This is a genomic window from Pedococcus sp. P2_E2 (assembly GCF_056403955.1).
Genome location: NZ_JBFUEM010000001.1, coordinates 950,560 through 975,654 on the forward strand (window position 1 = coordinate 950,560; position 25,095 = coordinate 975,654).

The 25,095-nt window shown below is 70.1% G+C and carries 26 protein-coding genes, 1 tRNA gene and 1 riboswitch; of the genes, 23 read left to right on the forward strand and 4 right to left on the reverse strand.

Annotated features, from left to right (window positions below; translation table 11 throughout):
- Positions 1–5 precede the first annotated feature (5 nt).
- Complete coding sequence (locus tag AC1DWR_RS04510; protein ID WP_477613000.1) at positions 6–1,253, forward strand: 4-alpha-glucanotransferase; 1,248 nt, start codon at positions 6–8, stop codon at positions 1,251–1,253.
- On the opposite strand, the gene AC1DWR_RS04515 is transcribed toward AC1DWR_RS04510, so the two are convergent.
- Positions 1,233–1,856 (reverse strand): hypothetical protein, encoded by a 624-nt coding sequence (locus tag AC1DWR_RS04515; protein ID WP_477612999.1) that lies wholly within the window; start codon positions 1,854–1,856, stop codon positions 1,233–1,235. The genes AC1DWR_RS04510 and AC1DWR_RS04515 overlap by 21 nt on opposite strands.
- On the opposite strand from AC1DWR_RS04515, the gene xerD reads away from it, so the two are divergent.
- From xerD to AC1DWR_RS04565, 10 genes are all read left to right on the forward strand, one after another.
- Positions 1,855–2,805 (forward strand): site-specific tyrosine recombinase XerD, encoded by a 951-nt coding sequence (gene xerD, locus AC1DWR_RS04520; protein WP_477612998.1) that lies wholly within the window; start codon positions 1,855–1,857, stop codon positions 2,803–2,805. The two genes, AC1DWR_RS04515 and xerD, sit on opposite strands and share 2 nt — an antisense overlap.
- Before the next feature lie 217 nt (positions 2,806–3,022).
- Positions 3,023–3,838, forward strand: coding sequence for a ParA family protein (locus AC1DWR_RS04525; protein WP_477613424.1), 816 nt, complete (start codon positions 3,023–3,025; stop codon positions 3,836–3,838).
- Between the two features lie 118 nt (positions 3,839–3,956).
- Entirely contained in the window at positions 3,957–4,835 is an 879-nt protein-coding gene (locus tag AC1DWR_RS04530; RefSeq protein ID WP_477613423.1) for a segregation and condensation protein A, read from the forward strand.
- Positions 4,828–5,496 (forward strand): SMC-Scp complex subunit ScpB, encoded by a 669-nt coding sequence (scpB, locus tag AC1DWR_RS04535; protein ID WP_477612997.1) that lies wholly within the window; start codon positions 4,828–4,830, stop codon positions 5,494–5,496. The genes AC1DWR_RS04530 and scpB overlap by 8 nt, the downstream gene beginning before the upstream one ends.
- The gene (locus AC1DWR_RS04540) at positions 5,493–6,479 is read left to right on the forward strand and encodes a pseudouridine synthase (RefSeq protein ID WP_477612996.1); all 987 of its coding nucleotides are present in this window, start codon (positions 5,493–5,495) and stop codon (positions 6,477–6,479) included. Before scpB ends, AC1DWR_RS04540 begins: the two co-directional genes overlap by 4 nt.
- A gap of 36 nt (positions 6,480–6,515) precedes the next feature.
- On the forward strand, positions 6,516–7,598 hold the full coding sequence (locus AC1DWR_RS04545; protein WP_477612995.1) for a prephenate dehydrogenase: 1,083 nt from the start codon (positions 6,516–6,518) through the stop codon (positions 7,596–7,598).
- A 51-nt stretch (positions 7,599–7,649) separates the two neighbouring features.
- Positions 7,650–8,354, forward strand: coding sequence for a (d)CMP kinase (gene cmk / locus AC1DWR_RS04550; RefSeq protein WP_477612994.1), 705 nt, complete (start codon positions 7,650–7,652; stop codon positions 8,352–8,354).
- 148 nt (positions 8,355–8,502) lie between these two features.
- Positions 8,503–9,960 carry a ribosome biogenesis GTPase Der gene (gene der / locus AC1DWR_RS04555; protein WP_477612993.1) on the forward strand — a complete coding sequence of 486 codons (1,458 nt, stop codon included), beginning with the start codon at positions 8,503–8,505 and terminating at the stop codon, positions 9,958–9,960.
- Between the two features lie 102 nt (positions 9,961–10,062).
- Positions 10,063–10,136, forward strand: a tRNA-Pro gene (locus AC1DWR_RS04560).
- 178 nt (positions 10,137–10,314) lie between these two features.
- Positions 10,315–11,295 (forward strand): NAD(P)-dependent alcohol dehydrogenase, encoded by a 981-nt coding sequence (locus tag AC1DWR_RS04565; RefSeq protein WP_477623745.1) that lies wholly within the window; start codon positions 10,315–10,317, stop codon positions 11,293–11,295.
- A gap of 53 nt (positions 11,296–11,348) precedes the next feature.
- Here the strand turns inward: AC1DWR_RS04565 and AC1DWR_RS04570 are convergent, their stop codons facing one another.
- Entirely contained in the window at positions 11,349–12,116 is a 768-nt protein-coding gene (locus AC1DWR_RS04570) for a class I SAM-dependent methyltransferase (protein WP_477612991.1), read from the reverse strand.
- The gene (locus tag AC1DWR_RS04575) at positions 12,113–12,781 is read right to left on the reverse strand and encodes a DUF2461 domain-containing protein (RefSeq protein WP_477612990.1); all 669 of its coding nucleotides are present in this window, start codon (positions 12,779–12,781) and stop codon (positions 12,113–12,115) included. Before AC1DWR_RS04575 ends, AC1DWR_RS04570 begins: the two co-directional genes overlap by 4 nt.
- Positions 12,782–12,855: 74 nt before the next feature.
- On the opposite strand from AC1DWR_RS04575, the gene AC1DWR_RS04580 reads away from it, so the two are divergent.
- Both AC1DWR_RS04580 and AC1DWR_RS04585 read left to right on the forward strand, forming a co-directional pair.
- Positions 12,856–14,421, forward strand: coding sequence for a glycosyltransferase family 2 protein (locus AC1DWR_RS04580; RefSeq protein WP_477612989.1), 1,566 nt, complete (start codon positions 12,856–12,858; stop codon positions 14,419–14,421).
- A 28-nt stretch (positions 14,422–14,449) separates the two neighbouring features.
- Positions 14,450–14,899 carry a YdeI/OmpD-associated family protein gene (locus AC1DWR_RS04585; protein ID WP_477612988.1) on the forward strand — a complete coding sequence of 150 codons (450 nt, stop codon included), beginning with the start codon at positions 14,450–14,452 and terminating at the stop codon, positions 14,897–14,899.
- A gap of 37 nt (positions 14,900–14,936) precedes the next feature.
- On the opposite strand, the gene AC1DWR_RS04590 is transcribed toward AC1DWR_RS04585, so the two are convergent.
- A complete protein-coding gene (locus tag AC1DWR_RS04590; protein WP_477612987.1) occupies positions 14,937–16,094 on the reverse strand; it encodes a MalY/PatB family protein in 1,158 nt (385 codons plus the stop codon).
- Positions 16,095–16,180: 86 nt separating this feature from the next.
- Between AC1DWR_RS04590 and clsA the strand changes: the two genes are divergently transcribed.
- The 10 genes from clsA to gcvP all read left to right on the forward strand — a co-directional run bounded on the left by clsA (position 16,181) and on the right by gcvP (position 25,072).
- Entirely contained in the window at positions 16,181–16,765 is a 585-nt protein-coding gene (clsA, locus tag AC1DWR_RS04595; protein WP_477612986.1) for a cardiolipin synthase ClsA, read from the forward strand.
- The gene (locus tag AC1DWR_RS04600) at positions 16,762–17,754 is read left to right on the forward strand and encodes a DUF881 domain-containing protein (RefSeq protein WP_477612985.1); all 993 of its coding nucleotides are present in this window, start codon (positions 16,762–16,764) and stop codon (positions 17,752–17,754) included. The genes clsA and AC1DWR_RS04600 overlap by 4 nt, the downstream gene beginning before the upstream one ends.
- Entirely contained in the window at positions 17,751–18,083 is a 333-nt protein-coding gene (locus AC1DWR_RS04605) for a small basic family protein (protein ID WP_056920954.1), read from the forward strand. The genes AC1DWR_RS04600 and AC1DWR_RS04605 overlap by 4 nt, the downstream gene beginning before the upstream one ends.
- Before the next feature lie 50 nt (positions 18,084–18,133).
- Complete coding sequence (locus AC1DWR_RS04610; protein ID WP_477612984.1) at positions 18,134–18,829, forward strand: DUF881 domain-containing protein; 696 nt, start codon at positions 18,134–18,136, stop codon at positions 18,827–18,829.
- A 73-nt stretch (positions 18,830–18,902) separates the two neighbouring features.
- Positions 18,903–19,289 carry a glycine cleavage system protein GcvH gene (gene gcvH / locus AC1DWR_RS04615; RefSeq protein ID WP_477612983.1) on the forward strand — a complete coding sequence of 129 codons (387 nt, stop codon included), beginning with the start codon at positions 18,903–18,905 and terminating at the stop codon, positions 19,287–19,289.
- Positions 19,290–19,399: 110 nt separating this feature from the next.
- Entirely contained in the window at positions 19,400–19,855 is a 456-nt protein-coding gene (locus AC1DWR_RS04620; protein WP_477612982.1) for an FHA domain-containing protein, read from the forward strand.
- A 33-nt stretch (positions 19,856–19,888) separates the two neighbouring features.
- Positions 19,889–20,617, forward strand: a complete 729-nt coding sequence (gene ftsR / locus AC1DWR_RS04625) for a transcriptional regulator FtsR (protein ID WP_477623746.1) — start codon at positions 19,889–19,891, stop codon at positions 20,615–20,617.
- Positions 20,618–20,636: 19 nt separating this feature from the next.
- Complete coding sequence (locus tag AC1DWR_RS04630; protein ID WP_477612980.1) at positions 20,637–21,134, forward strand: bifunctional nuclease family protein; 498 nt, start codon at positions 20,637–20,639, stop codon at positions 21,132–21,134.
- Between the two features lie 213 nt (positions 21,135–21,347).
- Positions 21,348–21,938 carry a MerR family transcriptional regulator gene (locus AC1DWR_RS04635; RefSeq protein WP_477612979.1) on the forward strand — a complete coding sequence of 197 codons (591 nt, stop codon included), beginning with the start codon at positions 21,348–21,350 and terminating at the stop codon, positions 21,936–21,938.
- Between the two features lie 71 nt (positions 21,939–22,009).
- Positions 22,010–22,117, forward strand: a riboswitch (glycine riboswitch).
- A 72-nt stretch (positions 22,118–22,189) separates the two neighbouring features.
- Positions 22,190–25,072 carry an aminomethyl-transferring glycine dehydrogenase gene (gcvP, locus tag AC1DWR_RS04640; protein ID WP_477612978.1) on the forward strand — a complete coding sequence of 961 codons (2,883 nt, stop codon included), beginning with the start codon at positions 22,190–22,192 and terminating at the stop codon, positions 25,070–25,072.
- Positions 25,073–25,095: the final 23 nt, after the last annotated feature.

A 25,095-nucleotide genomic window follows, 5' to 3' on the forward strand; every position in this document is an offset into this window, starting at 1 on the left:
CACCCATGGACTCCACCCGACCGCTGACCGAGACCCGCGCCAGCGGCGTGCAGCTGCACATCACGTCGCTGCCCGGTGGCCGCCTCGGCCAGCCGGCGCGCGACTTCGTGGACTGGCTCGTCGAGGCGGGGCAGTCGGTGTGGCAGGTGCTCCCGGTGTCGATCCCCGACAAGCACCGATCGCCCTACAAGTCCCCGTCCGCCTTCGCCGCGTCACCGGCCCTGCTGGAGCACCCCGAGGCCCCGGTGAGCCAGCAGGAGGTGGAGGACTTCGCTGACCGCGAGGCCTACTGGGTTGACTCGTGGACGTCCTTCGGTGGCGACCTCGCGGACCAGGTGCGCTTCGACCGCGAGTGGTCGGCGCTGCGCGAGTACGCCCACGACCGCGGGATCAGGATCCTCGGCGACGTCCCCATCTACGTCGCCCCCGACGCCGCCGACGAGCGCGCGTGGCCGCAGTTCTTCCGCTCCGACGCCGTCGCCGGCTGCCCGCCCGATGCGTATGCCGCGACCGGCCAGCTCTGGGGCAACCCGCTGTACCGCTGGGACGTGCTGCGCGACGACGGCTATCGCTGGTGGATCGAGCGGCTGCGCCGCACCTTCGCGCTGTTCGACGTCGTGCGCGTCGACCACTTCCGCGGGTTCGCGGCCTACTGGGCGATCCCGGCAGGTGACGACGTCGCCCTCAACGGGAAGTGGGAGCAGGGCCCGGGGCGAGAGGTGTTCGACGCCGCGCTCGGTGCCCTGGGCCCGCTGCCGGTCCTCGCGGAGGACCTCGGCGACATCGACCAGCCTGTCATCGACCTGCGCAGGTCGCTCGGGTTCCCCGGCATGGCAGTGCTGCAGTTCGCCTTCGAGCCGGCCTACGAGTACAACGCCCACGACCCCGAGAACCACGAGCCCAACCAGGTCGTCTACACCGGCACCCACGACAACGACACGGTCAACGGCTGGTGGTGGGACCTCCCCGACCACCGCAGGCAACTTGCCCGCGAAGCCTGTCGACAGGCCGGAGTCGGCGCCGACGTCGACGCCGAACCGTCGTGGGGTTTCATCGAGCTCGCACTGCGAGGGCCGTGCGGGTTGTCGATGATGCCGGCCCAGGACGTGCTCGCCCTCGGCTCAGAGGCGCGCATGAACGCGCCCGGCATCGAGGGCGGCTGGTCCTGGCAGATGGCGCCGGGTGCGCTGACGTCGGAGCACGCCGCCCGGTTGCGCGCCCTGACCGAGTCCTCAGGCCGCGCTGCCCGCTGACGCGGGAGGACGCAGGCCGGTGTCCCGCAGCTCCAGCAGGGCCAGCGACCGGATCGTCGCCTCGTCACCACGCCGCCACGCTCCCGTCGGGTCCGACGAGATGGCGGCGAGCTTGCGCATCGGCTGGCCCGCCATGGCCCGCAGGGCGAACAGGTCGAGGTCGGCCGCGGTGTCGATGAACCGCTGTGCGGCGCTCGCCCGGCGGACGAAACGCCCGCGGAGCACCAGCCACACCAACCCGACGATGAGGATCGGCACGAGCGCAGTGACCCACCCCAGGATGTTGGCGAGCTTCGTGACGGCGTCGACGAGGTCGGTGCCGGCCTGCTCGATCGTGGTGCCCGCACCGCTGACCTGCCGGAACGGCGCGGCGATCTTGTCGCCGACCAGGGGCAGGTCCCGCACCGAGTCGCCGGCGCTGGTCATCTGGTCACGGAACCCCGAACCCGCCGTCTGCAGCTGTCGACCGGGCGCTGCGAGCTCCAGGGTCGTGTCGTGGACGAGCCGTCCCACCCACGCCCAGAGGCACCCCCACGCGAGCATCCCGACGTCGGCGAGGATCTGGACGGTGCGGCGGCCCGGCAGGTCTGCATAGAGCTTCATGCCACCTAGACTCCCATCCGTGCCACCCTCGAGCGCGATCGAGCGCGCTGTCCGCGGTTGGCTCAACCACCTGGACGTCGAGCGCGGCGTCGCCGCCAACACGCTCACGTCCTACCGGCGCGACCTGGCCCGCTACGCGGCATACCTCGCTGGTCGGGGGGTGCACGACCCCGCGGGCATCACGGAGGCGCACGTCAGCGACTTCCTCGCGACGCTGCGAGAGGGGACCACCGACCACCCTCCGCTCGCGGCGTCGTCGGCGGCGCGGACGCTCGTCGCGGTGCGTGGTTTTCACCGGTTTCTCGTCCTCGAGGGCGACCTGCCCACCGACCCGGCGTCGGCCGTCAGCCCGCCACAGCCCCCCGCACGCCTGCCCAAGGCGATCAGCATCGAGGACGTCGAGCGCCTGCTCGAAGCGGCCAGCCTGGGTGACACGCCCGGGTCGCTGCGCGACCGGGCCCTGCTCGAAGTCCTCTATGGCACCGGCGCACGCATCTCAGAGGCCGTCGGCCTCGACGTCGACGACATCGACACCGAGGAGGGAGTGGTGCGGCTCTTCGGGAAGGGCAGCAAGGAGCGCATCGTCCCCCTCGGCTCGTATGCCGCGCAGGCACTGGGCGCGTACCTCGTCCGGGGACGGCCCACCTTCGCGGTCAAGGGGAAGGGGACGCCTGCGGTGTTCCTCAACCAGAGGGGCAGCAGGCTCTCGCGCCAGTCGGCCTGGGCGGTGCTGCGCGCCGCGGCCGAACGCGCGGACCTCGGCGGCCACCTGTCGCCGCACACGTTGCGACACTCGTTCGCGACGCACCTGCTCGACGGCGGCGCCGACGTCCGGGTCGTGCAGGAGCTGCTGGGGCACGCCTCGGTGACCACCACGCAGATCTACACGCTGGTGACGGTGCAGCGTTTGCGTGAGGTGTATGCCCAGAGTCACCCCCGTGCCCGCTGATAGGGTCGTGCCGATCAGCGCGAGGCTGACCGACGAACGCCAACTCACCGGGAGTGAAACGCCTGTGGAATCTGAGGTGACCACGCAGGAGCAGTCGCCGCCCACCCATTCGGGCGACACCTCCGAGTCGGCCCCCAACGGTGCTGAACGCGACCACGTCCACCTGCCCGGGACCGAGTCTGCGGGCGCTGGACAGATCGGTCCGACCGGGCGCCCGATGCCGGTCTTCCCCGACCCGCAGCCCCTCGCAGCCCACGGCCCCGCCCGCATCATCGCCATGTGCAACCAGAAAGGTGGCGTCGGGAAGACGACGACGACCATCAACCTGGGTGCTGCTCTCGCCGAGGTCGGCCGACGCGTGTTGCTGGTCGACTTCGACCCCCAGGGTGCCCTGTCCGTGGGGCTCGGAGTGCGCGCCAACGAGCTCGACGTCACCATCTACAACCTTCTCGTCGAGCGCGGTCACGACGTGCGCGACGTCATCCAGGCCACGGCCACCGAGAACCTCGACGTCATTCCCGCCAACATCGACCTGTCCGCCGCCGAGGTGCAGCTCGTCGGTGAGGTCGCCCGGGAGCAGATCCTCGCGCGGGTGCTCCGGCCGGTCATGGACGACTACGACGTCATCATGATCGACTGCCAGCCCTCGCTCGGCCTGCTCACCGTGAACGCCCTCACCGCGGCGCACGGTGTGGTGATCCCGCTCGAGTGCGAGTTCTTCGCCATGCGTGGGGTCGCGCTGCTCGTGGAGACGATCGACAAGATCACCGACCGCCTCAACCCGCGCCTGCAGGTCGACGGCATCCTGGCGACGATGTACGACTCGCGCACCCTGCACAGCAAGGAGGTCGTGCGCAGCGTCGTCGACCACTTCGGCGACCAGGTGTTCCACACGGTGATCAGCCGCACGGTGAAGTTCCCGGACGCCACGCTCGCTGCTGAGCCGATCACGACCTACGCCTCGACGCACGCCTCCGCAGCGTCCTACCGGCAACTCGCCCGAGAGCTGATCGCCCGTGGTGGGGCGGCCTGACGAGGTGAGCCAGGAGGCCATCGCCACTGCGCCGGGAGGCGCGGTGCAGCTGGAGGACGCCCAGCCCGCGGCCCAGCTCGAGGACCAGCTCGCGGACCAGCTCGCGGACCAGGCGACGATGACGCCGGGTGGCGTGATCACCCGACGCGGCGGGTCCACGCCGTTCCAGGTCCACCTCGACAACTTCTCCGGGCCCTTCGACCTGCTCCTCGGCCTGATCAGCAAGCACAAGCTCGACATCACCGAGATCGCCCTCGCCAAGGTCACCGACGAGTTCATCGCCCACATCAAGGCAGCCCAGTCGTCGCACACGGAGTGGGACCTGGGCCAGGCGTCGGAGTTCCTGCTGATCGCAGCGACCCTGCTCGACATCAAGTCTGCGCGGCTGCTCCCGCAGACCGGGCCGCAGGACGAGGAGGACCTCGCCCTCATCGAGGCCCGCGACCTGCTCTTCGCCCGGCTGCTGCAGTACCGCGCCTTCAAGGACATCGCCTTCACCTTCGGCGAGCGGATGGCCACCGCAGGCAGGATGACACCGCGGCAGGCGGGTCTCGAGCCCCAGTTCGCGAGGCTCCTGCCCGAGCTGGTCATGGGGATCACGCCCGAGCAGCTGGCCATGATCGCGGCCAGGGCGATGGTGCCCAAGGTGGCGCCGAGCGTCGGCCTGGACCACCTGCACGCTCCACAGGTCAGCGTGCGCGAGCAGGCGGGCATCCTGGGCGTCAGGCTCCGAGCCGAACGCGTGTGCTCGTTCCGGGCCCTGGTGGCCGACGCCGACTCGACGCTGGTCATCGTGGCCAGGTTCCTGGCCCTGCTCGAGCTGTTCCGCGAGGCGGCGATCGCGTTCGAGCAGGCCGAGGCGCTCGGCGAGCTGACGGTCCGCTGGACGGGCGACGACGAGGGCGAGATCGAGGTCAGCGACGAGTTCGACGAGCTGGACGAGGAACCACCCGCAGACGAGCCGGACGACGACGACGGAAAGAGCGACGATGAGTGACCTTGAGGTCGTGCCCGACCACGAGCCCGACCACGAGCGTGACGAGGGCGTCGTTGCGCCGAACGAGAGTGCCGCCGACGAGCAGTTCGCGTTCGACGTCAACGACTTCCCCGGCGGCGCGCGCAGTGCCATCGAGGCGGTCCTCATGGTCGTGGACGAGCCGATCACCGAGGTGTCGCTCGCCTCTGCGCTGGAGCTGCCCGTCGACGACGTGCTCATGCACCTCAGGGACCTCGAGGCCGAGTACGCCGCGCAGCAGCGTGGCTTCACCCTCAGGTCGGTGGCAGGCGGCTGGCGGATCTACAGCCGGTCCGACTACGCCCCCGTGGTCGAGAAGTTCCTGCTCGACGGGCAGCAGGCCAAGCTGACCCAGGCCTCTCTGGAGACCCTGGCCGTGATCGCCTACCGCCAGCCGATCTCGCGGTCGCGCGTCAGTGCGGTCCGCGGCGTCAATGTCGACGGCGTGGTCCGGACCCTGCTCAACCGCGGGCTCATCGAGGAGCTGGGGTCCGACGGCGACGGCGGCGCGTTCCTCTACGGCACCACCGACTACTTCCTCCAACGCCTGGGTCTCGGCAGCATCGACGACCTGCCCGCCCTCGCGCCCTACCTCCCCGAAGTCGACGTGCTCGACGAGATCGCAGAACAAGGACGCCGATGACACCCCCACGCAGCAGAGGCCCCGCAGGATCCGGCTCGGACCGACCGGGGGGTGGGCGTGGTCGCGCCGGCGGCCAAGGCTCTTCCCGAGCGGGGCAGGGCGGCAGTGGTCGCACCAGCCCACCGAGGGGCGGAGGCCCGACCGCGTCCGAGGGGGGGCGCCCCGAGCGGCCCCAGCGCGGGAGCTCCGGCACGACCAAGAAGAGCCAGCCGACCCGGGTGCCCCGTGAGCGGGCCACGCCCGAGGTCGACATGCACGACCCCGATGGCATCCGGTTGCAGAAGCTCCTCGCCGCCGCCGGAGTGGGATCGCGCCGGGTGTGCGAGAACCTCATCACCGCCGGCCGGGTCGAGGTGGACGGAAACATCGTCACCGAGCTCGGGGTGCGGATCCGTCCGGACCAGACCGTCCACGTCGACGGGGTCAAGGTCCAGCTCGACGAGACCCGCGTCTACTTCGCCTTCAACAAGCCCCTGGGCGTCGTCACGACGATGAACGACGAGCTCGGCCGGATCAGCATCGGCGACTACGTGGGGGACCGCAACGAGCGGCTGTTCCACGTCGGCCGCCTCGATGCCGACACCGAGGGCCTGTTGATCCTCACCAACGACGGCGAGCTCGCCCACCGCCTCCAGCACCCGCAGTACGGCGTGCTCAAGACCTATCTCGCGCAGATCCGTGGCCCCGTGCCGCGCGACATCGGCAAGCAGCTGCGCGAGGGCGTCCAGCTCGAGGACGGACCTGCGTCGGTCGACTCGTTCAAGGTGGTCGACTCGCAGCCGGGCAAGGCGCTCGTCGAAGTGATCCTGCACGAGGGGCGCAAGCACATCGTGCGTCGTCTGCTCGACGCCGTCGGTCACCCCGTGATCAGCCTCGTGCGGGTGCAGGTCGGGCCCATCTACCTCGGCGACACCAAGCCGGGCAAGATGCGCAAGCTCAACAAGGCAGAGGTCGGGCAGCTCTACTCCGCGGCTGGAATGTGAGCGCACTGCGTCGCGGCCGTCGGTAACCTTCCCGACGTGACCACCAGCGTCCGCATCGTCGGCACCGGCCTCATCGGCACCAGCCTGGGCATCGCCCTGACCCGTGCCGGCTATGCCGTGGTCCTCGCCGACCCCTCGCCGACGGCGGTGGCCCTGGCCCGGGACCTCGGCGCCGGTGCTGTGGCGAGCAACGACGACGCAGCACCCGACCTCGTCGTGGTGGCTGCGCCGCCTGATGTGGCGGGTGCTGTCGTCGCCGACGAGCTCGAGGCGTGGCCCGACTCCGTCGTGACCGACGTGGCGTCGGTCAAGGTCGCCGTGCTCGAGGACGTGCGACGACGAGGCGCAGACCTGTCTCGGTATGCCGGGTCGCACCCGATGGCGGGGCGCGAACGTTCCGGTGCTGTGGCCGCCCGGGGTGACCTGTTCGACGGGCGCGCCTGGGTGGTCGTGCCGAACGACCACTCGTCCGAGGCCGCGATCGCGGCGGTCAAGGAGCTGGCCGTGGCGGCCGGGGGCACCGTCTCGACGATGAGTCCGGAAGAGCACGACGCTGCCGTGGCAGTGGTCTCCCACGTGCCCCAGCTGGCGTCGTCGCTGGTCGCCGGGCGGCTGCGGGAGCTCACCGATCCCGCGGTGGCCTTGTCAGGACAGGGAATTCGTGACGTCACGCGCGTGGCTGCCAGCGACCCTCAGCTCTGGACCCAGATCCTCGCCGGCAACGCCGTGGCCGTGCGCGGGGTCCTCGCCCATGTCCACGCCGAGCTCACGGAGGTCATCGGAGCCCTCGACGTGCTCGCGCACGGTGACGGTGTCGGCGCCCGTGAGGTGCTGGCCCGGATCGTGGCCCAGGGCAACGCTGGCCATGCGCGGATCCCCGGCAAGCACGGTGCTGCCCCCACGGCATACAGCGTGGTCGTGGTGCTGGTGCCCGACCAGCCCGGTGAGCTCGCCCGGCTGTTGCATGACGTCGGGGACGCCGGCGTCAACCTCGAGGACCTGCACCTCGAGCACGGCATGGGGCAGCCCTTCGGCCTCGCGGAGATCTCGGTGCTGCCCGCCGTTGCCGAGCGGCTCGGCGACGAGCTGACCACCAGGGGCTGGCGGCTGCACGGCTGAGGGGTGAACGACTTCGCGGAGGACGGCGGGTGGCCCATAGGCTTGCCCGTCATGAACAGCAAGCACCTCGTCGTTGCCGTCGACGGGCCCTCGGGTTCCGGCAAGTCCAGCGTGTCGCGCGCTGCGGCCGAGGCCCTGGGGGTCGGCTACCTCGACACGGGTGCGATGTACCGCGCCGTCACCTGGTGGTGCCTGGAAGAGGGCGTCGACCTTCTCGACCAGGAGGCCGTGGCACAGGCGACTCGCGAGATCCCCCTGGAGATGGGCACCGATCCGACCAGTCCGAGCGTGCACGTGAGCGGTCGCGAGATCGAGGGCGACATCCGCACGACCCGCGTGAGCGAGGCCGTCTCCACAGTGGCCACCAACACGCTGGTGCGCCCGATCCTGCAGCAGCTCCAGCGCGACCTCATCGACCAGGTCGCTACCCGCACCGGCGGAGTCGTGGCCGAGGGGCGCGACATCACCACCGTGGTGGCACCCGACGCCGACGTGCGCATCCTGCTGACGGCCAGCGTCGAGGCGCGCCTGCGGCGGCGGTCCAAGGAGCTGCACGGCCACGCAGCCGACCACGCCGTCGAGGCGACCCGTGACCAGATCGTGCGCCGTGATGCCGACGACTCCACGGTGTCCGACTTCATGGAGGCCGCCGAGGGCGTGACCCTGGTCGACACCTCTGATCTGGACTTCCAGCAGAGCGTCCAGGCCCTGCTCGACGTGGTGCGCAGCGAGGCGCCGGACAAGGTCCCCGCGTGACCGATGCCGGGCGCCGGACTGGTTCCGGGGCACGGGCTGCGGGGCTGGCCTGGTAGGTCCGACCTCAAATGTGCGCGACAATGGTGGGCGGCCACGCGGCACCCTGCTCGCGGTCCGGCCCCCACGAACAACGCAAGGAACCCCCGAAGTGAGCGAGAACCTGACCGACGACTCCACCGTCGAGCGCGCCCTGCGCGTCGGACTGGACGAGTTCGACCTCAGTGAGGAGGACCGCTCACTCATCGACGGCGAGTACGACGAGGACGGGTATGCCGTCGTCGACGGTCCGCTGCCGGTCGTCGCCGTCGTGGGTCGCCCGAACGTCGGCAAGTCCACCCTGGTCAACCGCATCCTCGGCCGGCGCGAGGCCGTCGTCGAGGACGTCCCCGGCGTGACCCGCGACCGCGTGGCCTATGACGGGGAGTGGACCGGTCGCCGGTTCACGCTCGTCGACACCGGTGGCTGGGAGATCGACGCCACCGGCATCCACCTTCGCGTCGCCGAGCAGGCCGAGGTGGCCGTCGACCTGGCCGACGTGGTGATGTTCGTCGTGGACGCCACCGTCGGTGCGACCGACGACGACGAGGCAGTGGTCAAGCTGCTGCGCCGTTCGGGCAAACCGGTCATCCTCGTGGCCAACAAGGTCGACGACCAGCGCACCGAAGCCGACGCCGCCGCCCTATGGAACCTTGGCCTCGGCCAACCGTGGCCCGTCTCCGCACTGCACGGTCGCGGCAGTGGCGACGTGCTCGACGCCGTCCTCGACGTGCTGCCCTCGATCTCGGCCAACGGCGACGCGTACCAGCGCGGCGGCCCCCGTCGGGTCGCCCTGGTCGGTCGGCCCAACGTCGGCAAGTCCTCCCTGCTCAACAAGCTCGCCGGCGAGGACCGCGTCGTCGTCGACAACGTCGCCGGCACCACGCGCGACCCGGTCGACGAGTTCATCGAGCTCGGTGGCAAGACCTGGCGCTTCGTCGACACGGCCGGCATCCGCCGTCGCGTCCACCAGGCCAGGGGCGCCGACTTCTACGCCTCGTTGCGCACCCAGACCGCGCTCGAGAAGGCCGAGGTGGCCGTCGTCCTCATCGACGCCGAGCAGTCCATCGCGGAGCAGGACGTCCGCGTCGTGCAGCACGTGATCGACGCCGGTCGCGCCCTCGTGGTGGCCTACAACAAGTGGGACCTGCTCGACGAGGAGCGTCGCCACTACCTCGAGCGCGAGATCGAGCGCGAGCTGGTCCAGGTGCCGTGGGCGCCGCGGGTCAACATCTCCGCCAAGACCGGGCGTTCGGTCGAGAAGCTCGTGCCGGCGTTGGAGCGTGCCCTCGAGTCGTGGGACTTCCGCGTCCCCACGGGTCGGCTCAACGCGTTCTTCGGCGAGATCGTGGCCGCCCACCCGCACCCCGTGCGAGGTGGCAAGCAGCCGCGAATCCTGTTCGCGACGCAGGCTTCCACCCGTCCGCCGCGGTTCGTGATCTTCGCCTCCGGCTTCATCGAGGCCGGCTACCGCCGCTTCCTCGAGCGCCGGTTGCGTGAGGAGTTCGGTTTCGAGGGCACCCCCATCGAGGTCTCCGTCCGGGTCCGCGAGAAGCGCAAGCGCCGATAGCTGGCAGCACGGCATACCGATTTCAAGCGGAGGTATGCCGTGCGCTAAGGTTTCGTTCGCTCCCGCGGTCCTGCTTCGGCTGGATTCTGCGTGGGCAAGCCACGGGCTGTGGCGCAGCTTGGTAGCGCACTTGACTGGGGGTCAAGGGGTCGCAGGTTCAAATCCTGTCAGCCCGACTAACGGGGTCCGACTTGTCCACACACTTCGGGCCCCGTTTTCATGCCCCGGCCCAGGTTCCTCGATGTGCTACGACTGCTGGCCGATTCGGGTGGCTCTGAACGGAGCCGCCACGAGCTCGATGTCCTCCGGTCACCGTGGCAGAGGCAATGCGCTCGATGGGGCTACCGTCGGCCCATGAAGGCCGCGGTCTACACCGAGTACGGAGGTCCGGAGGTCGTCCGCGTGGTCGACGTCGAGGCGCCCAGACCTGGACCACATGATCTGCTGGTCCAGGTCCACGCGACGACGGTCAACCGAACCGACTGCGCCTTCCGCGCGGGAACGCCCATGCTGGCCCGGGCCGTCTACGGAATCCGCGGTCCCAAGGCGAAGATCCTCGGGTGCGAGTTCGCGGGGACCGTGGTCCGGACGGGTGGCTCCGTCTCCGCGTTCGCGACGGGAGACAGGGTGTTCGGCTACACGGAAGGCCCGTTCGGCGCCCATGCCGAGCTCCTCGTTGTCGGGGAACGCGCCTCGGTCGCCCCGATGCCACCCGGCCTCCTGTTTGAGCAGGCCGCGGCAGGGACCGAGGGTGCGCACTACGCCATGGGCATGATCAGGGCTGCGCGGGTGCGAGCCGGCGACAGCGTGCTGGTCAACGGCGCGACAGGAGGGATCGGATCAGCCGCGGTCCAGCTGCTTCGCGCCATGGGTGCGGTCGTGACCGCCGTCTGCTTCGGCGAACACGTCGACCTCGTGCGCAGGCTGGGTGCCGACCGGGTCATCAACTGCTCTGCTGACGATTTCACCCGCGACGCGAACCGCTTCGACCTCGTCCTCGACGCGGTGGGCAAGAGCACCTTCACCGCAGCCCGGCGAGTCCTCGGGCCACGCGGCACCTACGTCTCCTCCGAGCTCGGTCCGTGGCTCCAGAACCCCCGCCCCGCCCTTGTCGCGCCGGTGAGCCGTGGCCAACGGGCGCTCTTCCCCATCCCCACCCACAACCAGGCGATGATCGAGGAGCTGGCCGGACTCCTGGGGACCGGCGCCCTCAGACCGCTCGTCGATCGCCGCTATGCGCTGGACGAGATCGTGGAGGCCCACCGGTATGCCGGCAGCGGCCAGAAGGTCGGCAACGTCATCGTCAGCGTCGTGCCCGGCACGACGTCGGAGTGATGCCGGCGCCGTCTCTGCCGGAGGGCAGTGGTTCAGGTGCTCGCGACGGCCGCTCAGGCGGTCGGGACGGTGGCGGCGACGCACCAGGCTGACGCATCGACGGTGAACGCTCCGTCGGGCACCCGGCGTCGGCACTCGTCCCGCAGCGCCTCGCGACGCGAGTCGTCCAGACCCAGGACGTACTGCCCCGCCGGTCCCACGCCCAGGGTGTAGGGCTCCCACCACTGGTTGAAGGAATCGAACGGGACCTGCACCGTGAGGATCGACTCCTCGAGCGCGTCCAGCCCGGCGGCGCCGAACAGCCTCGCGAGGTCGCCCTCCCTCACGCCCGCGAAGTCACCCTCTCCCTCCGCCTGGGGGTCGACGGCGCGGACCGCTTCCCAGAACAGCGACAGGGGACCGGCACTGGCGGCGTGGTTCCACACGGCGGCCGCGACCACGCCTCCCGGCCGCGTCACTCGGGCCATCTCGCGAAGCCCGGCGACCGGGTCGCGCATGAAGTGCACCACGAGCTGGGCCAGCGCCGCGTCGAAGGTGGCGTCCCCGAACGCCAGCGACTCCGCGTGACCGACCGTGACGTCGACACCAGGAAAGCGTTCCTTGGCGGCGGCCACGAAAGGTTCGGAGGGATCGACGGCACTGACGCCGGACTCGCCGACGACGGTGACCAGCCGTGCGGTGAGCGCGCCCGGGCCACACCCCACATCCAGCGCGCGCTGTCCGTGGCCCAGTCGTCCGACCTCGACGAACTGGTCGGCCAGCGGCTCGGAGAACCGCCCCATGAAGCTTCCGTAGGCCTGCGCCGGTACCTGGAAGCTCATCTGCCCCTCCCGCGGGGCTCTTCCATGGGAACGTTGGAAAGGACCCACTCAGCGAGCGGGCGAATCGCCGTCCAGGCCGACCGCACGTGGTCGAGAGCGGCGGGTTTCGACAACCAGTCAGGCGAACCGACGCGGTTCAGGGCCATGATCTCCTTGCGTCGCAACAGCTCCAGCCGCGGATGGTCGGCATCGAATCCCTTGGGTCTGGTCTTGAGAGTGTCGCCTTCCAGGTCGAAACCGGCCCGGGCGAGACCGGTCACGATGCCCTCGAACTCCTCGCCGGTGTCCTGCGCGGCTATCGCGCGTCGAAACGACTGCGTCTGCGCAGGGGAGTGGGTGCGGAAGCCACCGCCGACCGCGAGGCCGTCCCCACTGAGCTGCACGTAGTAGCCCACTCCGGCACCCCGACCCACGATCGCGCCCTGGTGGGTCTTGTAGGGCGACTTGTCCGCGCTGAACCGGACGTCGCGGTTGGGCCGGAAGAGCTTCGCCGGCCCGAACTCGTCCTCCAGAGCATCCACCAGTGCCAGCATCGGCTCCCGCACGTCGCGTTCCCACCGCGCCTTGTTGGCCGCCCAGAACTCCTTCGTGTTGTTGTCCTCGAGCTCCTGGTAGAAGGTCACACCCCAGGCCGGAAAGCCCTCGAAACCCGCACGGTCAGCCATGGCGCCCACTGTGGCACACGCCGGCCGGTTCGGGGCCGGTGAGCACGGCGGTCCGAGGATGGGAGGCTTGGGACATGCCCGTTCGTGTCAGCGTCGTCATTGCCACCTACAACAGCGGGCCGGACCTGGACCGCACCGTGGAGTCCGTCCGGCGCCAGAGCGTGGGCCTGGAGGCCCTCGAGCTCATCCTCGTCGACGACGGGTCGACCGACGCCCAGACCGCTGAGCGGGTCCGGGCGTTTGGCGGCGAGCACTGGATCACGGCCCTGGAGATCCCGAACTCGGGGTGGCCCAGCCGTCCCCGCAACACGGGGCTCGCCGTGGCCCGCGGCGACTACGTCCTCTTCATGGACCACGACGACCTGCTCTACCCCCAGGCGGTCGAACGCATGCTTGCTGCGGCCGACGCCAACGCCGCGGACATGGTGCTGGGAAAGGAGGTTCGGACGGGTGCCCGCACGATGGGACTGGAGTCGTTCCGCGCCAACGTGTCGCACGCGCACGTGATCGACGACCACGTGATCGACATCCTGACGCCCCACAAGATGTTCAGGACCCGGTTCCTGCTCGACCACGACGTGAAGTTCGCCGAGCACCTCAGGCGCCTGGAGGACCACCACCTGCTCGCGGCCGCCTTCGTCCACGACCCGGTGGTGTCCGTGGTCGCCGACTACCCGTGCTACCGCTGGGTCATCCACGACACGAACAACTCGATGCGACACCCGGACCCGGCCGAGTACTTCGCCGCAGTCCGCGAGGTCCTCGACCTCGTCGACAAGTGGCCGTACGGGGAGCGTGTCCGCCAGGACGCCTACCGCTTGTGGGAGCTCTCGGTCGTACTCAACAGGTTCGGCGCCAACGGGCTGCGCACCTGGCCGGCGGAGTACCAGCGCGAGTTCTTCGGGGCGATCACGGCGGTCATGTCGGAGCGGTTCGACCAGTCACTCGATGCGGGACTCGCGGCTGCCGATCGGGTCCGGGCCGCGCTCGTGCGCGCGGGCGACCTGGACGCGGTCCTGCGCTACGTCGATGCCGACAGCGCTGTCACCACGAGGGCGGAGGTCCTCGAGGCCACGCAGACCGGGGCAGTCCTGGCCTTGCGGTTGCGGGTCCGGCTGGAGGGAGCCGCGGGCCCCCAGACCTTCCGCGAGAAGCAGGGACGGGTCCTGATGGAGCCCTCGGCGCCGGTGTCGGACGACGTTGCGCTGGGCGCCCTGGATGTCACCTCGGACGTGGACGACGCGGGTGTCGAGCTGCTCCTGACGCATCGCTCGACGAACGCCGAGTGGTTCCAGCCGACGCAGGTCAGCGGTGGACTGACCGACTCCGGTGACGGGCTGGTCTGGGCGGCGGAGGGGTCGGCCACGATTGCCCCCGCCACCGCACTCCTGGGGAGCCCGATCACTCCCGGCACCTGGGACGTCAAGGCACGCACCACCGCCTTCGGGTACGACTCCCGGGTGGCGGTGCGCATCGACCCCGAACACGTGCCGCAGCCCTTCACCGAGGCGGGGGTCGTCATCAGCCCCTACGTCACCAAAGGTGGCCGCCTGGCGCTCAAGGTCACCAAGGCGCCGTCTCCGGCCCGCAGGAGCCTGGCTCGGAAGCTTGCCGCGCGGGTGCGCAGGACGCTGTCCTGAAGCTGCCCGGCGGCATACCCTCGCGGTCATGAAGTTCACCACGCAGGTGCAGCAGGGAGGCGGGACGGCCACGGGCATCGAGGTGCCGCCGGAGGTCGTCGAGGGACTCGGTGGCGGCAAGCGTCCCAAGGTGAACGTCACCATCAACGGCAAGACCTACCGCAGCAGCGTCGCCGTGATGGGTGGGAGGTTCATGGTCGGCGTCAGCGCGGAGAACCGCGCCCTCACGGGGGTCAGCGGCGGCGATGTCGTCGAGGTGACCCTCGAGCTCGACACGGCGCCTCGCGAGGTCGAGGTGCCGGAGGACTTCGCGGCCGCGCTCGAGGTGGTCCCCGATGCGAAGGCAGCCTTCGCCCGGCAGTCCTACAGCCACCAGCGGGCCCACGTGGACGCGATCAACGGTGCCAAGACACCCGAGACGCGCCGTCGCCGCATCGACAAGGCGGTGGAGATGCTGCAGGCGAAGGCGAACGCCTAGAGCGAGCGGCAACGGCTCGGAGCCAGGTGGCTGATGCTCACAGCGAAGCGGCGATCCGGCGCACGGCCTCGCGAACGATGTCGGGTGAGGTGCCGAAGTTCAGACGCGCACAGCCGGCTCCTCCCTGGCCGAAGCCGGGCCCCGGGTGCAGTGCCACCCGGGCCCGCTCGCGCAGCACCGCAGCCGGGTCGTCGCCGAGTCCGAGCCGACTGAAGTCCAGCCAGGCCAGGAACGTCCCCTCGGGGATGCGGTAACCGACGTCCGGCAGGTGCTCCGCGAGCAGGTCGGCCAACAGGCGGCGGTTCTGGTCGAGCCCGTTCAGCAGAGCGTCCAGCCAGGCCCCGCCCTCCAGGTAGGCGGCGCGGTGCGCGATGACCCCCACGTGGCTGGCTCCGTGCGACACCTCCTCGGGCATGCGCGCCAGGTCGGCGGCCGCTTCGGGTCCCGGCACGGCCATCGCGGCCTTGAGACCGGCGAGGTTGAAGGCCTTCGAGGCCGACATGACCGAGATCGACCGCGACCCCGCCGGCAGGGAGGCCACCGAGGTGAAGCTCGCGCCGGCGGGGACCACCGGGGCGTGGATCTCGTCGGCGACGACCCGCACGTCGAGCGACTCCGCGAGGTCGAGTGCGGCCGTGAGCTCCTCCGGCGTGTGCACCGCGCCCGTCGGGTTCTGCGGGTTGCACAGCAGGTACGCCGCGCGGCCACCGCCGCGCGTCGCCTCCGTGAGCCCCAGCTCCAGGGACGCGAGGTCGATCCGGCCGTTGGCATCCAGGGGCGCCTGCACCACCCGACGGTCCAGGTGCCTCACGAAGTCGAAGAACGGCGGGTAGACGGGGGAGTTGACCACGACCGCGTCACCGGGACCCGTGACCAGCTTGAGGACCTCGACCACGCCGAGCATCACGTCGGGCACGATCTGCATCGTGGTCGGGTCCGGCTTCCAGGCCCACCGCTCCGAGGCGAAGGAGGACAACGCCTCCGCGTAGTCCGCTGCCCACGGGTAGCCGGTGTCGCCGCGATGCATGGCCTCGACCACGGCGCGCTGGATCGGCTCGGCCGGCACGACGTCCATCTCGGCGACCCAGAGGGGGAGGATGTCCGGGTCGTAGAGCCGCCACTTGACGCTGCGCCGCTCGCGGAGACGATCGAGGCCGGGACCGAGCAGTGGGTTGTCGACAAGCGGGTTGCCCATGCCTGCGAACTCTACGACGGGCTGGCAGTTAGGCTGCCTGCGTGCCAGCACAACACGATCGGGGGGAGCGAGATCGGGGGAGGCTCGTGAGTGAGCCCGTCGTCTCCGACCGGGTGCTCACCCTGCCCAACGTGCTGTCCGTCCTGCGACTCGTCGGGGTGCCGATCTTCCTGTGGGCGATCCTGGCCCAGCACGACGTCATCGCCCTCGTCACGCTCATGCTCTCGGGCGTCAGCGACTACCTCGACGGCAAGATCGCGCGTCGCTTCGGGCTCGAGTCCCGGCTGGGCCAGCTGCTCGACCCGTTCGCAGACCGGCTCTACATCGCCACGACGCTGCTCGGCCTGGCGTTGCGCGAGATCATCCCCTGGTGGCTGGTCCTCGCCCTCGTCGGCCGCGAGGTGTTGCTCGCCGCGGTGCTGTGGCGGATCCGTCGCTATGGCCAGACCGGGCTGCCGGTCCACTTCGTCGGCAAGGCGGCCACGTTCAACCTGCTCTACGCCTTCCCGCTGCTCCTCCTGGGCGAGGGCACCAGCACCTTCGCCGAGTGGGCGCTGCCGATCGGCTGGGCGTTCGCGTGGTGGGGCACCGTCCTCTACTGGATCGCAGGGGTCATGTACATCGTGCAGGCCCGGCAGGTGGTCGCCGCACACACGGTGCCGGCGAGATGAACCCCGGACCCACGTCGCACCGCGGCGAGCCGCCACCGGTCACCACACCCGGCAGGCGCCCCGACGAGTCGATGACGCTCCTCATCTCGATGATGGAGCGACCGCTCGATCCCGGGTATGCCGCCGCGGCCGCCGAGCGCGAGGCGGCCGGACTGCCGCCGAGCACCGGCACGCGGACCCCGACCGTCGTCGTCGCCGCGGTGGTGGCCGGACTCCTGCTGACCCTCGGAGCGGTGGCGCTGCGCACCCCGTCGTCGTCCGCCATCAAGGCCAAGGCCAACCTGGTCAACCAGATCGAGGCCCGTCGGGCCGCGGTCGAGAAGCAGGGGACGTCGTTGCGCGCCGTCCAGGCCGAGGTCGACAAGCTCCAGGCCCAGGCTCTCGGGCAGGACGAGTCGTCGCTGCAGACCCGGCTCGCGGCCCTCACCCTGGCTTCGGGTGCCCAGTCCGTCACGGGCACGGGGATCACGGTCCAGCTCGACAACGCGCCGGGCAGTGGCGGCACCAGCGCCGACGGCAACCCGCGCACCGACGGGAAGAAGGACGATGGCGTCGTCTTCTCCAAGGACCTTCAGATCGTCGTCAACGGTCTGTGGGAGGCCGGTGCCGAGGCGATCTCGGTCAACGGCCAGCGGCTGACGTCCACGTCCGCCATCCGCTTCGCGGGTGAGGCGATCCTGGTCAACTACCGCCCGCTGGCCAGGCCGTACACGATCAGCGTGATCGGCGACCCCGGCGACCTCCAGGTGGAGTTCGCGGAGAACGACGGCGGTGCGTACGCGCGCGCCCTCAAGGACAACTACGGCATCCGTGTTTCCATAGACGCGGCGGACAAGCTCACCCTGCCCGCCGCCACGTCCCTCACGGTGCGTGAGGCGACGGTCCCCAAGCCCAAGAGCGGCTCCCCGGCCCCGACCGGGTCCAGCTCGTCCGGCTCCTCCAGCTCCTCCAGCTCGTCCACCCCGTACACGTCGGAGAGTTCACCGTGATACCCCTGCTCGGCCTGATCGGCGGCGTGCTGGTGGGACTCCTCTGGGGTCCCGACGTTCCCGTCGCGCTGCAGCCCTACCTGCCCATCGCGGTGATCGCGGCGCTCGACGCGGTCTTCGGGGCGGTCCGTGCGGTCCTCGACGGCATCTTCAACGACAAGGTGTTCGTCGTGTCGTTCCTGGCCAACGTCGTGGTCGCCGCGTTCATCGTGTTCCTGGGTGACCAGCTGGGTGTGGGTTCGCAGCTCAGCACGGGGGTGGTCGTCGTCCTCGGGGTGCGGATCTTCTCCAACGTCGCCTCGATCCGCAGGCACCTGTTCAAGGCATGAGTGCTGACCGTCCGGAGYCACCGGACTCGTCGTGGAGGACCCTGATCCGGATGGCCCGGCCCCGGGCGACCCGGGCGAACGCCTTCGCGGCGCTCCTGGCGATCGTGCTGGGCTTCGCCATCGCCACCCAGGTGCAGCAGACCAACCAGAGCGGCCTGGAACAGCTGCGCGAGGACGAGCTGGTGCGCATCCTCGACGACGTCAGCCAGGAGCAGGACCGGCTGACGTCGGACTCGCGCGAGCTCGAGGTGAGTCGTGACCGGCTGATCTCGGGCGTCGACTCCAGCGCGGAGGCACTGAAGTCGGCCCAGGAGCGGCTCGACACCCTGGGCATCCTCACCGGCACGTCGCCGGCCACCGGTCCCGGCGTCGTCATCACCATCAACGACCCTGACCACAAGGTCACCGCAGCCAGGCTGCTCGACGCCCTCCAGGAGCTGCGCGACGCCGGAGCCGAGGCGGTCCAGATCGGGGACGTGCGTGTCGTGGCCGACACCTGGTTCGCCGACGTGGACGGTGCGATCGAGATCGGGGGGGAGCGCGTCGCGCCGCCCTACGTCATCAAGGCCATCGGCGACAGCGCGACGATGGCCTCGGCGATGGAGATCCCGGGCGGCGTCAGCGAGTCGGTCCGCGGGGACGGTGCGCTGCCCACCGTGCGCCAGTCCGACGACGTCGCCATCACCGCATTGCACAGTCTGAGCGAGCCTCGTTACGCTCGGCCCGTCCCGGCGCCGTCACCCTGAGCAGCATCAGCGTGGCCCGCCGGCACCGCAGTCGCCGGCGGGTCCGTCCCACCACCATCCACCGAGGAGCATCATGAGCGAGCTGGAGTACCCCCAGGACCTGCGTTACACGGCCGAGCACGAGTGGGTGCGGTCGGGCGACGACGGGACGGTGCGGATCGGGATCACCTCGTTCGCGCAGGACTCCTTGGGTGACGTCGTCTATGTCAGCCTCCCCACGGTGGGTGACACGGTAGCCGCGGGAGACGCGTGCGGCGAGGTCGAGTCGACCAAGTCGGTCAGCGATCTGTACGCGCCGCTCGCCGGCGAGGTGACGGCAGTCAACGCCTCCCTCGACGCCACCCCAGAGCTGGTCAACAGCGACCCCTATGGTGAGGGCTGGATGTACGAGCTGCGCCCGTCGGACGACGCAGCCGTCGCAGCCCTGCTCGACCCAGCGGCATACCAGGCCCTCCTCTGACCCGGGGGGGCGCCCGATCACACATTTCGCTGCAGACGACACCGGCGTCCCTTAGGGTTTGTGCTTTGCTAGAGGGGGCGGACAGAACCACCACGAGGAGTGCGGACCTGATGAACGGCACTGAGAACGACGACCAGACGTCGCGCCCGCACGAGCCGACGACGATGCGGTTGCCCGGCATCCACGACCTCGAGCAGGTCGACACCAGCGCCGAGATCGAGATCGCCCTCAGCAAGGCCGACCAGGCCACGGTGGACGCGCTGCGCCCCGGCACCGCGCTGCTGGTGGTTCTTCGTGGCCCCAACACCGGCGCCCGGTTCCTCCTCGACGACGACGAGGTGAACTCGGGGCGCCACCCCGACAGCGACATCTTCCTCGACGACGTGACGGTGTCGCGCAAGCACGCGAACTTCCGGCGTGAGGGCAACACCTTCGTGGTCCGCGACGTCGGCTCGCTCAACGGCACCTACGTCAACCGCGAGCGGATCGACGAGGCCACCCTGCAGACGGGCGACGAGGTCCAGATCGGCAAGTTCCGTCTCGTCTTCTATGCCGGCAAGGCCTGACCGAGCCTTCCAGAGAAGGAACACAGGCTCCTGGTGAGTGCTCGCACGACGCGACAGACCATGACCATCGGTGCGGTCCTGGCTGCCCTCAAGCAGGACTTTCCCGATGTCACGATCTCCAAGATCCGCTTCCTCGAGGCAGAGGGGCTGGTCACGCCGGCTCGCACCGGGTCGGGCTACCGCACCTACACGGTGGAGGACCTCGACCGGCTGCGCTACATCCTCACCGCCCAGCGCGACCACTTCTGGCCGCTGAAGGTGATCGCCGCGGCGCTGGATGCCCTGGACCGTGGTCTGACACCCGAGCGCACAGACACCGGTATGCCGCGGCCCACCGTCCCGGCGCCGAGCGCGGACCCTGAGGTGCCGAGCGCGGAAGCGCTCACGTCGGTCGGGTCGTTGCGACTCACCCGGGCCGAGCTGGCGACGTCCTCGGGGCTGGATGCCGACACGGTCGACGCGCTCGAGAACTACGGCCTCCTGCACGCTGACGCGCAGGGGCACTTCGGTGATGCGGCACTCGCGGTCGCTCACGCGGCTGCCGAGCTGGCGGCATACGGGCTCGAACCTCGCCATCTGAGGCCGTTCCGCACCGCGGCCGACCGCGAGATCGGTCTGGTCCAGCAGGTCGTGACGCCCCAACGTTCGGCGTCGACGAAGGGGACGCACGGTGGCCCCGCGACCGATCCGACCGGTGACGTCCTACGCCTGTGCATCGCCTTGCACACGGCACTCGTGAGGGACGGGCTCCAGCGCGGCTGAACCGGGTTAAGGTGGAACGGTGAAGGTGCTCGAGGTCCTCGGCGTCCGGGTGGAGATGCCCACCAACCACCCCATCGTGCTGCTGCGCGAGCGTGATGGCGACCGCTACCTGCCCATCTGGATCGGTGCGGCGGAGGCCACGGCGATCGCGTACGCGCAACAGGGCATCGAGCCGCCCCGCCCGCTGACCCACGACCTGATGAAGAACGTCATCGAAGGGCTGGGCCACCGGCTCACCGAGGTGCGCATCGTCGAGCTCCGTGACGGGGTCTTCCACGCAGCCCTGATCCTCGACGGAACCACCGAGATCTCCTCGCGCTCGTCCGACGCCATCGCCCTGGCGCTGCGTACCGGCACCCAGATCGTCGCGGGGGAGTCGCTGCTCGAGGAGGCAGGCGTCGCGATGTCCGGCGAGGAGGACAAGGACGACGAGGTCGAGAAGTTCCGGGAGTTCCTGGACCACGTCTCGGCCGAAGACTTCGAGACCAAACCGGATGAAACCGGGACAACCGGCTAGGTACAAACGTCGTTCTTGTGCTCGCAACCATGACCCTCAACTGAACATCGAGAGTAGGCCGTGCGGCCGCGACACGCCGAAGCACGAAGGTCGAGTGGTTGTTGACCTTTGGTTCCGCGCGGCCGTACCTTCGGCACAGACCCGTAATGCGATCGGTGTAACTACACCGCCTCGACATTGCCCGCAGCGGTATCCAGTAGAAGTTTCCAGGAGGTGAGCGCTGTGAACCCGAGCAACGAGGCTCAGCACGGCCACACGAGCGTGCCGGCTTCGGCACAGGGGCTGTTGTTCACGGACGACCTTCCTGAGCTGAGCGACGACATCGGCTACCGCGGTCCGACCGCGTGCAAGGCAGCCGGCATCACCTACCGCCAGCTCGACTACTGGGCCCGCACCGGCTTGGTCGAGCCGTCCGTGCGTGGCGCCACCGGCTCCGGCACGCAGCGGCTCTACGGCTTCCGCGACATCCTCGTCCTCAAGGTCGTCAAGCGCCTGCTCGACACCGGGGTGTCGCTCCAGCAGATCCGCGTGGCGATCAACCACCTGCGCGAACGCGGTGTGGAGGACCTGGCCCAGATCACCTTGATGAGTGACGGCGCCTCGGTCTACGAGTGCACGTCCGCCGACGAGGTCATCGACCTCGTCCAGGGCGGTCAGGGAGTCTTCGGCATCGCCGTCGGCCGCGTCTGGCGCGAGGTCGAGGGAGAGCTCGCCGCCCTGCCCAGCGAACGCACCGACGATGAGGTGCCCGCCGACCACCCCGGCGACGAGCTGCGCGAGCGCCGCGCGGCCCGCTTGGCCTGACTCGCCCGAACGTCCATCAGTGCCGCCGTTCCCTCGGGAGCGGCGGCAGTGTTGTAGATTGGCTGCGCTGAACATCCCGCGCGGGAGAGTCCCCGCGTGCACCCTCACGGGTCGCACGGCGGGGCGCCGAAGGGGCAAACTCCCCGGAACCTCTCAGGCGCCAGGACCGCGTGGGACAGGCACCTCTGGAGCGGCGTCCGCGCCGTGACAGAAGGGGAGGCGATCCGAGCACCCCGAGCTTCAGGAGCCTCATGTCCGCCCAGTTCACCACCGACCTGCCCGAGTTCGCCGGGCGCCACATCGGCCCGTCCGATGCCGATGTCGACGCCATGCTCGCGGCTGTCCGGCACAGTTCCCTCGATGCGCTGGTCGACCACGCCCTGCCTGCCGCGATCCGCACCGATGGCCCGCTCCGCGTGGAGCCAGCGGCGTCCGAGGCGGCCGTCGTCGATGAGCTGCGCGCCCTGGCTCGGCGCAACCAGGTGATGACCTCGATGATCGGGCTCGGCTACTACGGGACGATCACCCCGGCCGTCATCCAGCGCAACGTCCTGGAGAACCCCGCCTGGTACACGGCCTACACGCCGTACCAGCCCGAGATCTCCCAGGGCAGGCTCGAGGCGTTGCTGAACTTCCAGACGGTCGTCAGCGACCTCACCGGCCTGACCACGTCCGGGGCATCGCTGCTCGACGAGGGGACCGCGGCGGCCGAGGCCATGACGCTGATGCGTCGCTCCAGCAAGGTCGCCGCCGATGCCGTGCTCGTCGTCGACCGGCACGTCTTCCCCCAGACGCTCGCGGTGATGCAGACCCGGGCGAAGCCGCTCGGCCTCCACGTCGTCGTGGCCGACCTCGACGCGGTGGACAGCGCCGACGCGCTGCGCGCGGCAGCCGGCGACCGCGCCGTCTTCGGCGTCCTCGTGCAGTACCCCGGGGCCGACGGCGAGCTGCGCGACTGGCGCGCGCTGGCCTCCGCCGCCCACGACGCCGGCGCACTCGTGACCGCCGCTGCGGACCTGCTCGCGCTCACCCTGGCCACGGCGCCGGGGGAGTGGGGCGCCGACGTCGCCGTCGGCACCAGCCAGCGTTTCGGCGTGCCCATGGGCTTCGGCGGTCCCCACGCGGGCTACATGAGCGTGCGAGCGGGCCTGGAGCGGTCCCTGCCCGGCCGCCTCGTCGGCGTGAGCGTCGACACCGAGGGGGCACCGGCATACCGGCTGGCCCTCCAGACGCGCGAGCAGCACATCCGCCGCGAGAAGGCGACCTCCAACATCTGCACCGCCCAGGTGCTCCTGGCCGTGATGGCCTCGATGTATGCCGTCTACCACGGGCCCGCAGGTCTGGCCGCGATCGCACGGCGAGTCCACGGCCACGCCGAGACCCTGGCCGCCGGGCTGGCGACTGCGGGCATCGACGTGGTGACGACGAACTTCTTCGACACGATCACCGTGTCGGTGCCCGGCCGAGCCGACGAGGTGCTCAGCGAAGCCGCCCAGCGCGGGGTCAACGTCTGGCGCGTCGACGACGACCACGTGTCGGTCAGCATGGACGAGACCACCGACCTGCGCGACCTCGAGGCCGTCTGGAGCGCGTTCGGCGTTCCCGGACCGAACGAGGTCACCATCGCCGAGCTCTCGTGGCCCGATCACCTGGTCCGGACGAGTGACTACCTCACCCACCCGGTCTTCAGCAGCCACCACAGCGAGACCTCCATGCTGCGCTACCTGCGCCGACTGTCCGATCGTGACTTCGCGCTGGACCGCGGCATGATCCCGCTGGGCTCGTGCACGATGAAGCTCAACGCGACCACCGAGATGGTCGCCGTGACGTGGCCCGAGTTCGCGCACCTCCACCCGTTCGCACCGGCTCACCAGACCGAGGGGATCCGCGACCTGATCGCCGAGCTGTCCGACTGGCTCTGCGAGATCACCGGCTACGACGCGGTGTCGCTGCAGCCCAACGCGGGTTCGCAGGGCGAGTTCGCGGGGCTCCTGGCCATCCACGCCTACCACGAGGCGAACGGTCAGTCGCAGCGCGACATCTGCCTGATCCCCGCCAGCGCCCATGGCACCAACGCCGCCAGTGCGGTGATGGCAGGCATGAAGGTCGTGGTCGTCAAGACTGCCGCCGGCGGTGACATCGACATGGACGACCTGCGGACCAAGGTCGACCAGCACCGCGATGACCTCGCGGCCATCATGGTGACCTACCCGTCGACGCACGGCGTCTTCGAGGACACCATCACGGACTTGTGCGCCCTCGTGCACGACGCGGGTGGTCAGGTCTACGTCGACGGGGCGAACCTCAACGCGCTGGTGGGCCTGGCCCGACCCGGCAAGTTCGGCGCCGACGTCTCGCACCTGAACCTGCACAAGACGTTCTGCATCCCCCACGGTGGTGGCGGCCCGGGCGTCGGTCCGGTGGCGGTCCGCGCCCACCTGGCGCCGCACCTGCCCAACCACCCGCTGGCGGCCGAGGCCGGACCGGAGACGGGGGTCGGCCCGATCTCTGCCGCGCCCTACGGCTCGGCGAGCATCCTGCCCATCTCGTGGGCCTACGTGCGCCTCATGGGCGGTGCGGGTCTGACCCGCGCCACGCAGGTGGCCGTGCTCAACGCCAACTACATTGCCGCCCGGCTTCGCGAGCACTACCCGGTCCTTTACTCCGGCCACGACGGCGTCGTCGCCCACGAGTGCATCCTCGACCTGCGCGACCTCACCAAGCGCAGCGGGGTCAGCGTGGACGATGTGGCCAAGCGGCTCATCGACTACGGCTTCCACGCACCGACGATGTCCTTCCCGGTGGCGGGGACCCTGATGGTCGAGCCGACCGAGAGCGAGGACCGCTACGAGATCGACCGCTTCTGTGACGCGATGATCGCGATCCGTCACGAGATCGCCGAGGTCGAGTCCGGTGAGGTGGCCGTCGTCGACAGCATGCTGCGCAACGCTCCGCACACCGCCAAGGCCCTGGCTGGCAAGTGGGAGTACCCGTATGAGCGCTCCGCCGCAGCGTTCCCGGTAGGCGTGGAGGCAGCCGACAAGTACTGGCCTCCGGTGGCTCGGATCGACGGTGCCTACGGGGACCGCAACCTGGTCTGCAGCTGCCCTCCGCCCGAGGCGTTCGAGAGCTGAGAGGCATTCGAGAGCCGAGCGAC

Excerpts from the sequence above, each read along its gene's own strand:
- AC1DWR_RS04525 (WP_477613424.1), top strand. The coding sequence starts at position 3,023 with ATGCCGGTCTTCCCCGACCCGCAGCCCCTCGCAGCCCACGGCCCCGCC.
- xerD (WP_477612998.1), top strand. The coding sequence starts at position 1,855 with ATGCCACCTAGACTCCCATCCGTGCCACCCTCGAGCGCGATCGAGCGC.
- cmk (WP_477612994.1), top strand. The coding sequence starts at position 7,650 with ATGAACAGCAAGCACCTCGTCGTTGCCGTCGACGGGCCCTCGGGTTCC.
- AC1DWR_RS04610 (WP_477612984.1), top strand. The coding sequence starts at position 18,134 with ATGGCCCGGCCCCGGGCGACCCGGGCGAACGCCTTCGCGGCGCTCCTG.
- AC1DWR_RS04515 (WP_477612999.1), bottom strand. The coding sequence starts at position 1,856 with ATGAAGCTCTATGCAGACCTGCCGGGCCGCCGCACCGTCCAGATCCTC.
- AC1DWR_RS04620 (WP_477612982.1), top strand. The coding sequence starts at position 19,400 with ATGAACGGCACTGAGAACGACGACCAGACGTCGCGCCCGCACGAGCCG.
- AC1DWR_RS04565 (WP_477623745.1), top strand. The coding sequence starts at position 10,315 with ATGAAGGCCGCGGTCTACACCGAGTACGGAGGTCCGGAGGTCGTCCGC.
- gcvP (WP_477612978.1), top strand. The coding sequence starts at position 22,190 with ATGTCCGCCCAGTTCACCACCGACCTGCCCGAGTTCGCCGGGCGCCAC.
- AC1DWR_RS04575 (WP_477612990.1), bottom strand. The coding sequence starts at position 12,781 with ATGGCTGACCGTGCGGGTTTCGAGGGCTTTCCGGCCTGGGGTGTGACC.
- gcvH (WP_477612983.1), top strand. The coding sequence starts at position 18,903 with ATGAGCGAGCTGGAGTACCCCCAGGACCTGCGTTACACGGCCGAGCAC.
- AC1DWR_RS04510 (WP_477613000.1), top strand. The coding sequence starts at position 6 with ATGGACTCCACCCGACCGCTGACCGAGACCCGCGCCAGCGGCGTGCAG.
- AC1DWR_RS04540 (WP_477612996.1), top strand. The coding sequence starts at position 5,493 with ATGACACCCCCACGCAGCAGAGGCCCCGCAGGATCCGGCTCGGACCGA.
- AC1DWR_RS04570 (WP_477612991.1), bottom strand. The coding sequence starts at position 12,116 with ATGAGCTTCCAGGTACCGGCGCAGGCCTACGGAAGCTTCATGGGGCGG.
- AC1DWR_RS04585 (WP_477612988.1), top strand. The coding sequence starts at position 14,450 with ATGAAGTTCACCACGCAGGTGCAGCAGGGAGGCGGGACGGCCACGGGC.
- AC1DWR_RS04580 (WP_477612989.1), top strand. The coding sequence starts at position 12,856 with ATGCCCGTTCGTGTCAGCGTCGTCATTGCCACCTACAACAGCGGGCCG.
- scpB (WP_477612997.1), top strand. The coding sequence starts at position 4,828 with ATGAGTGACCTTGAGGTCGTGCCCGACCACGAGCCCGACCACGAGCGT.
- AC1DWR_RS04530 (WP_477613423.1), top strand. The coding sequence starts at position 3,957 with ATGACGCCGGGTGGCGTGATCACCCGACGCGGCGGGTCCACGCCGTTC.
- AC1DWR_RS04590 (WP_477612987.1), bottom strand. The coding sequence starts at position 16,094 with ATGGGCAACCCGCTTGTCGACAACCCACTGCTCGGTCCCGGCCTCGAT.
- AC1DWR_RS04600 (WP_477612985.1), top strand. The coding sequence starts at position 16,762 with ATGAACCCCGGACCCACGTCGCACCGCGGCGAGCCGCCACCGGTCACC.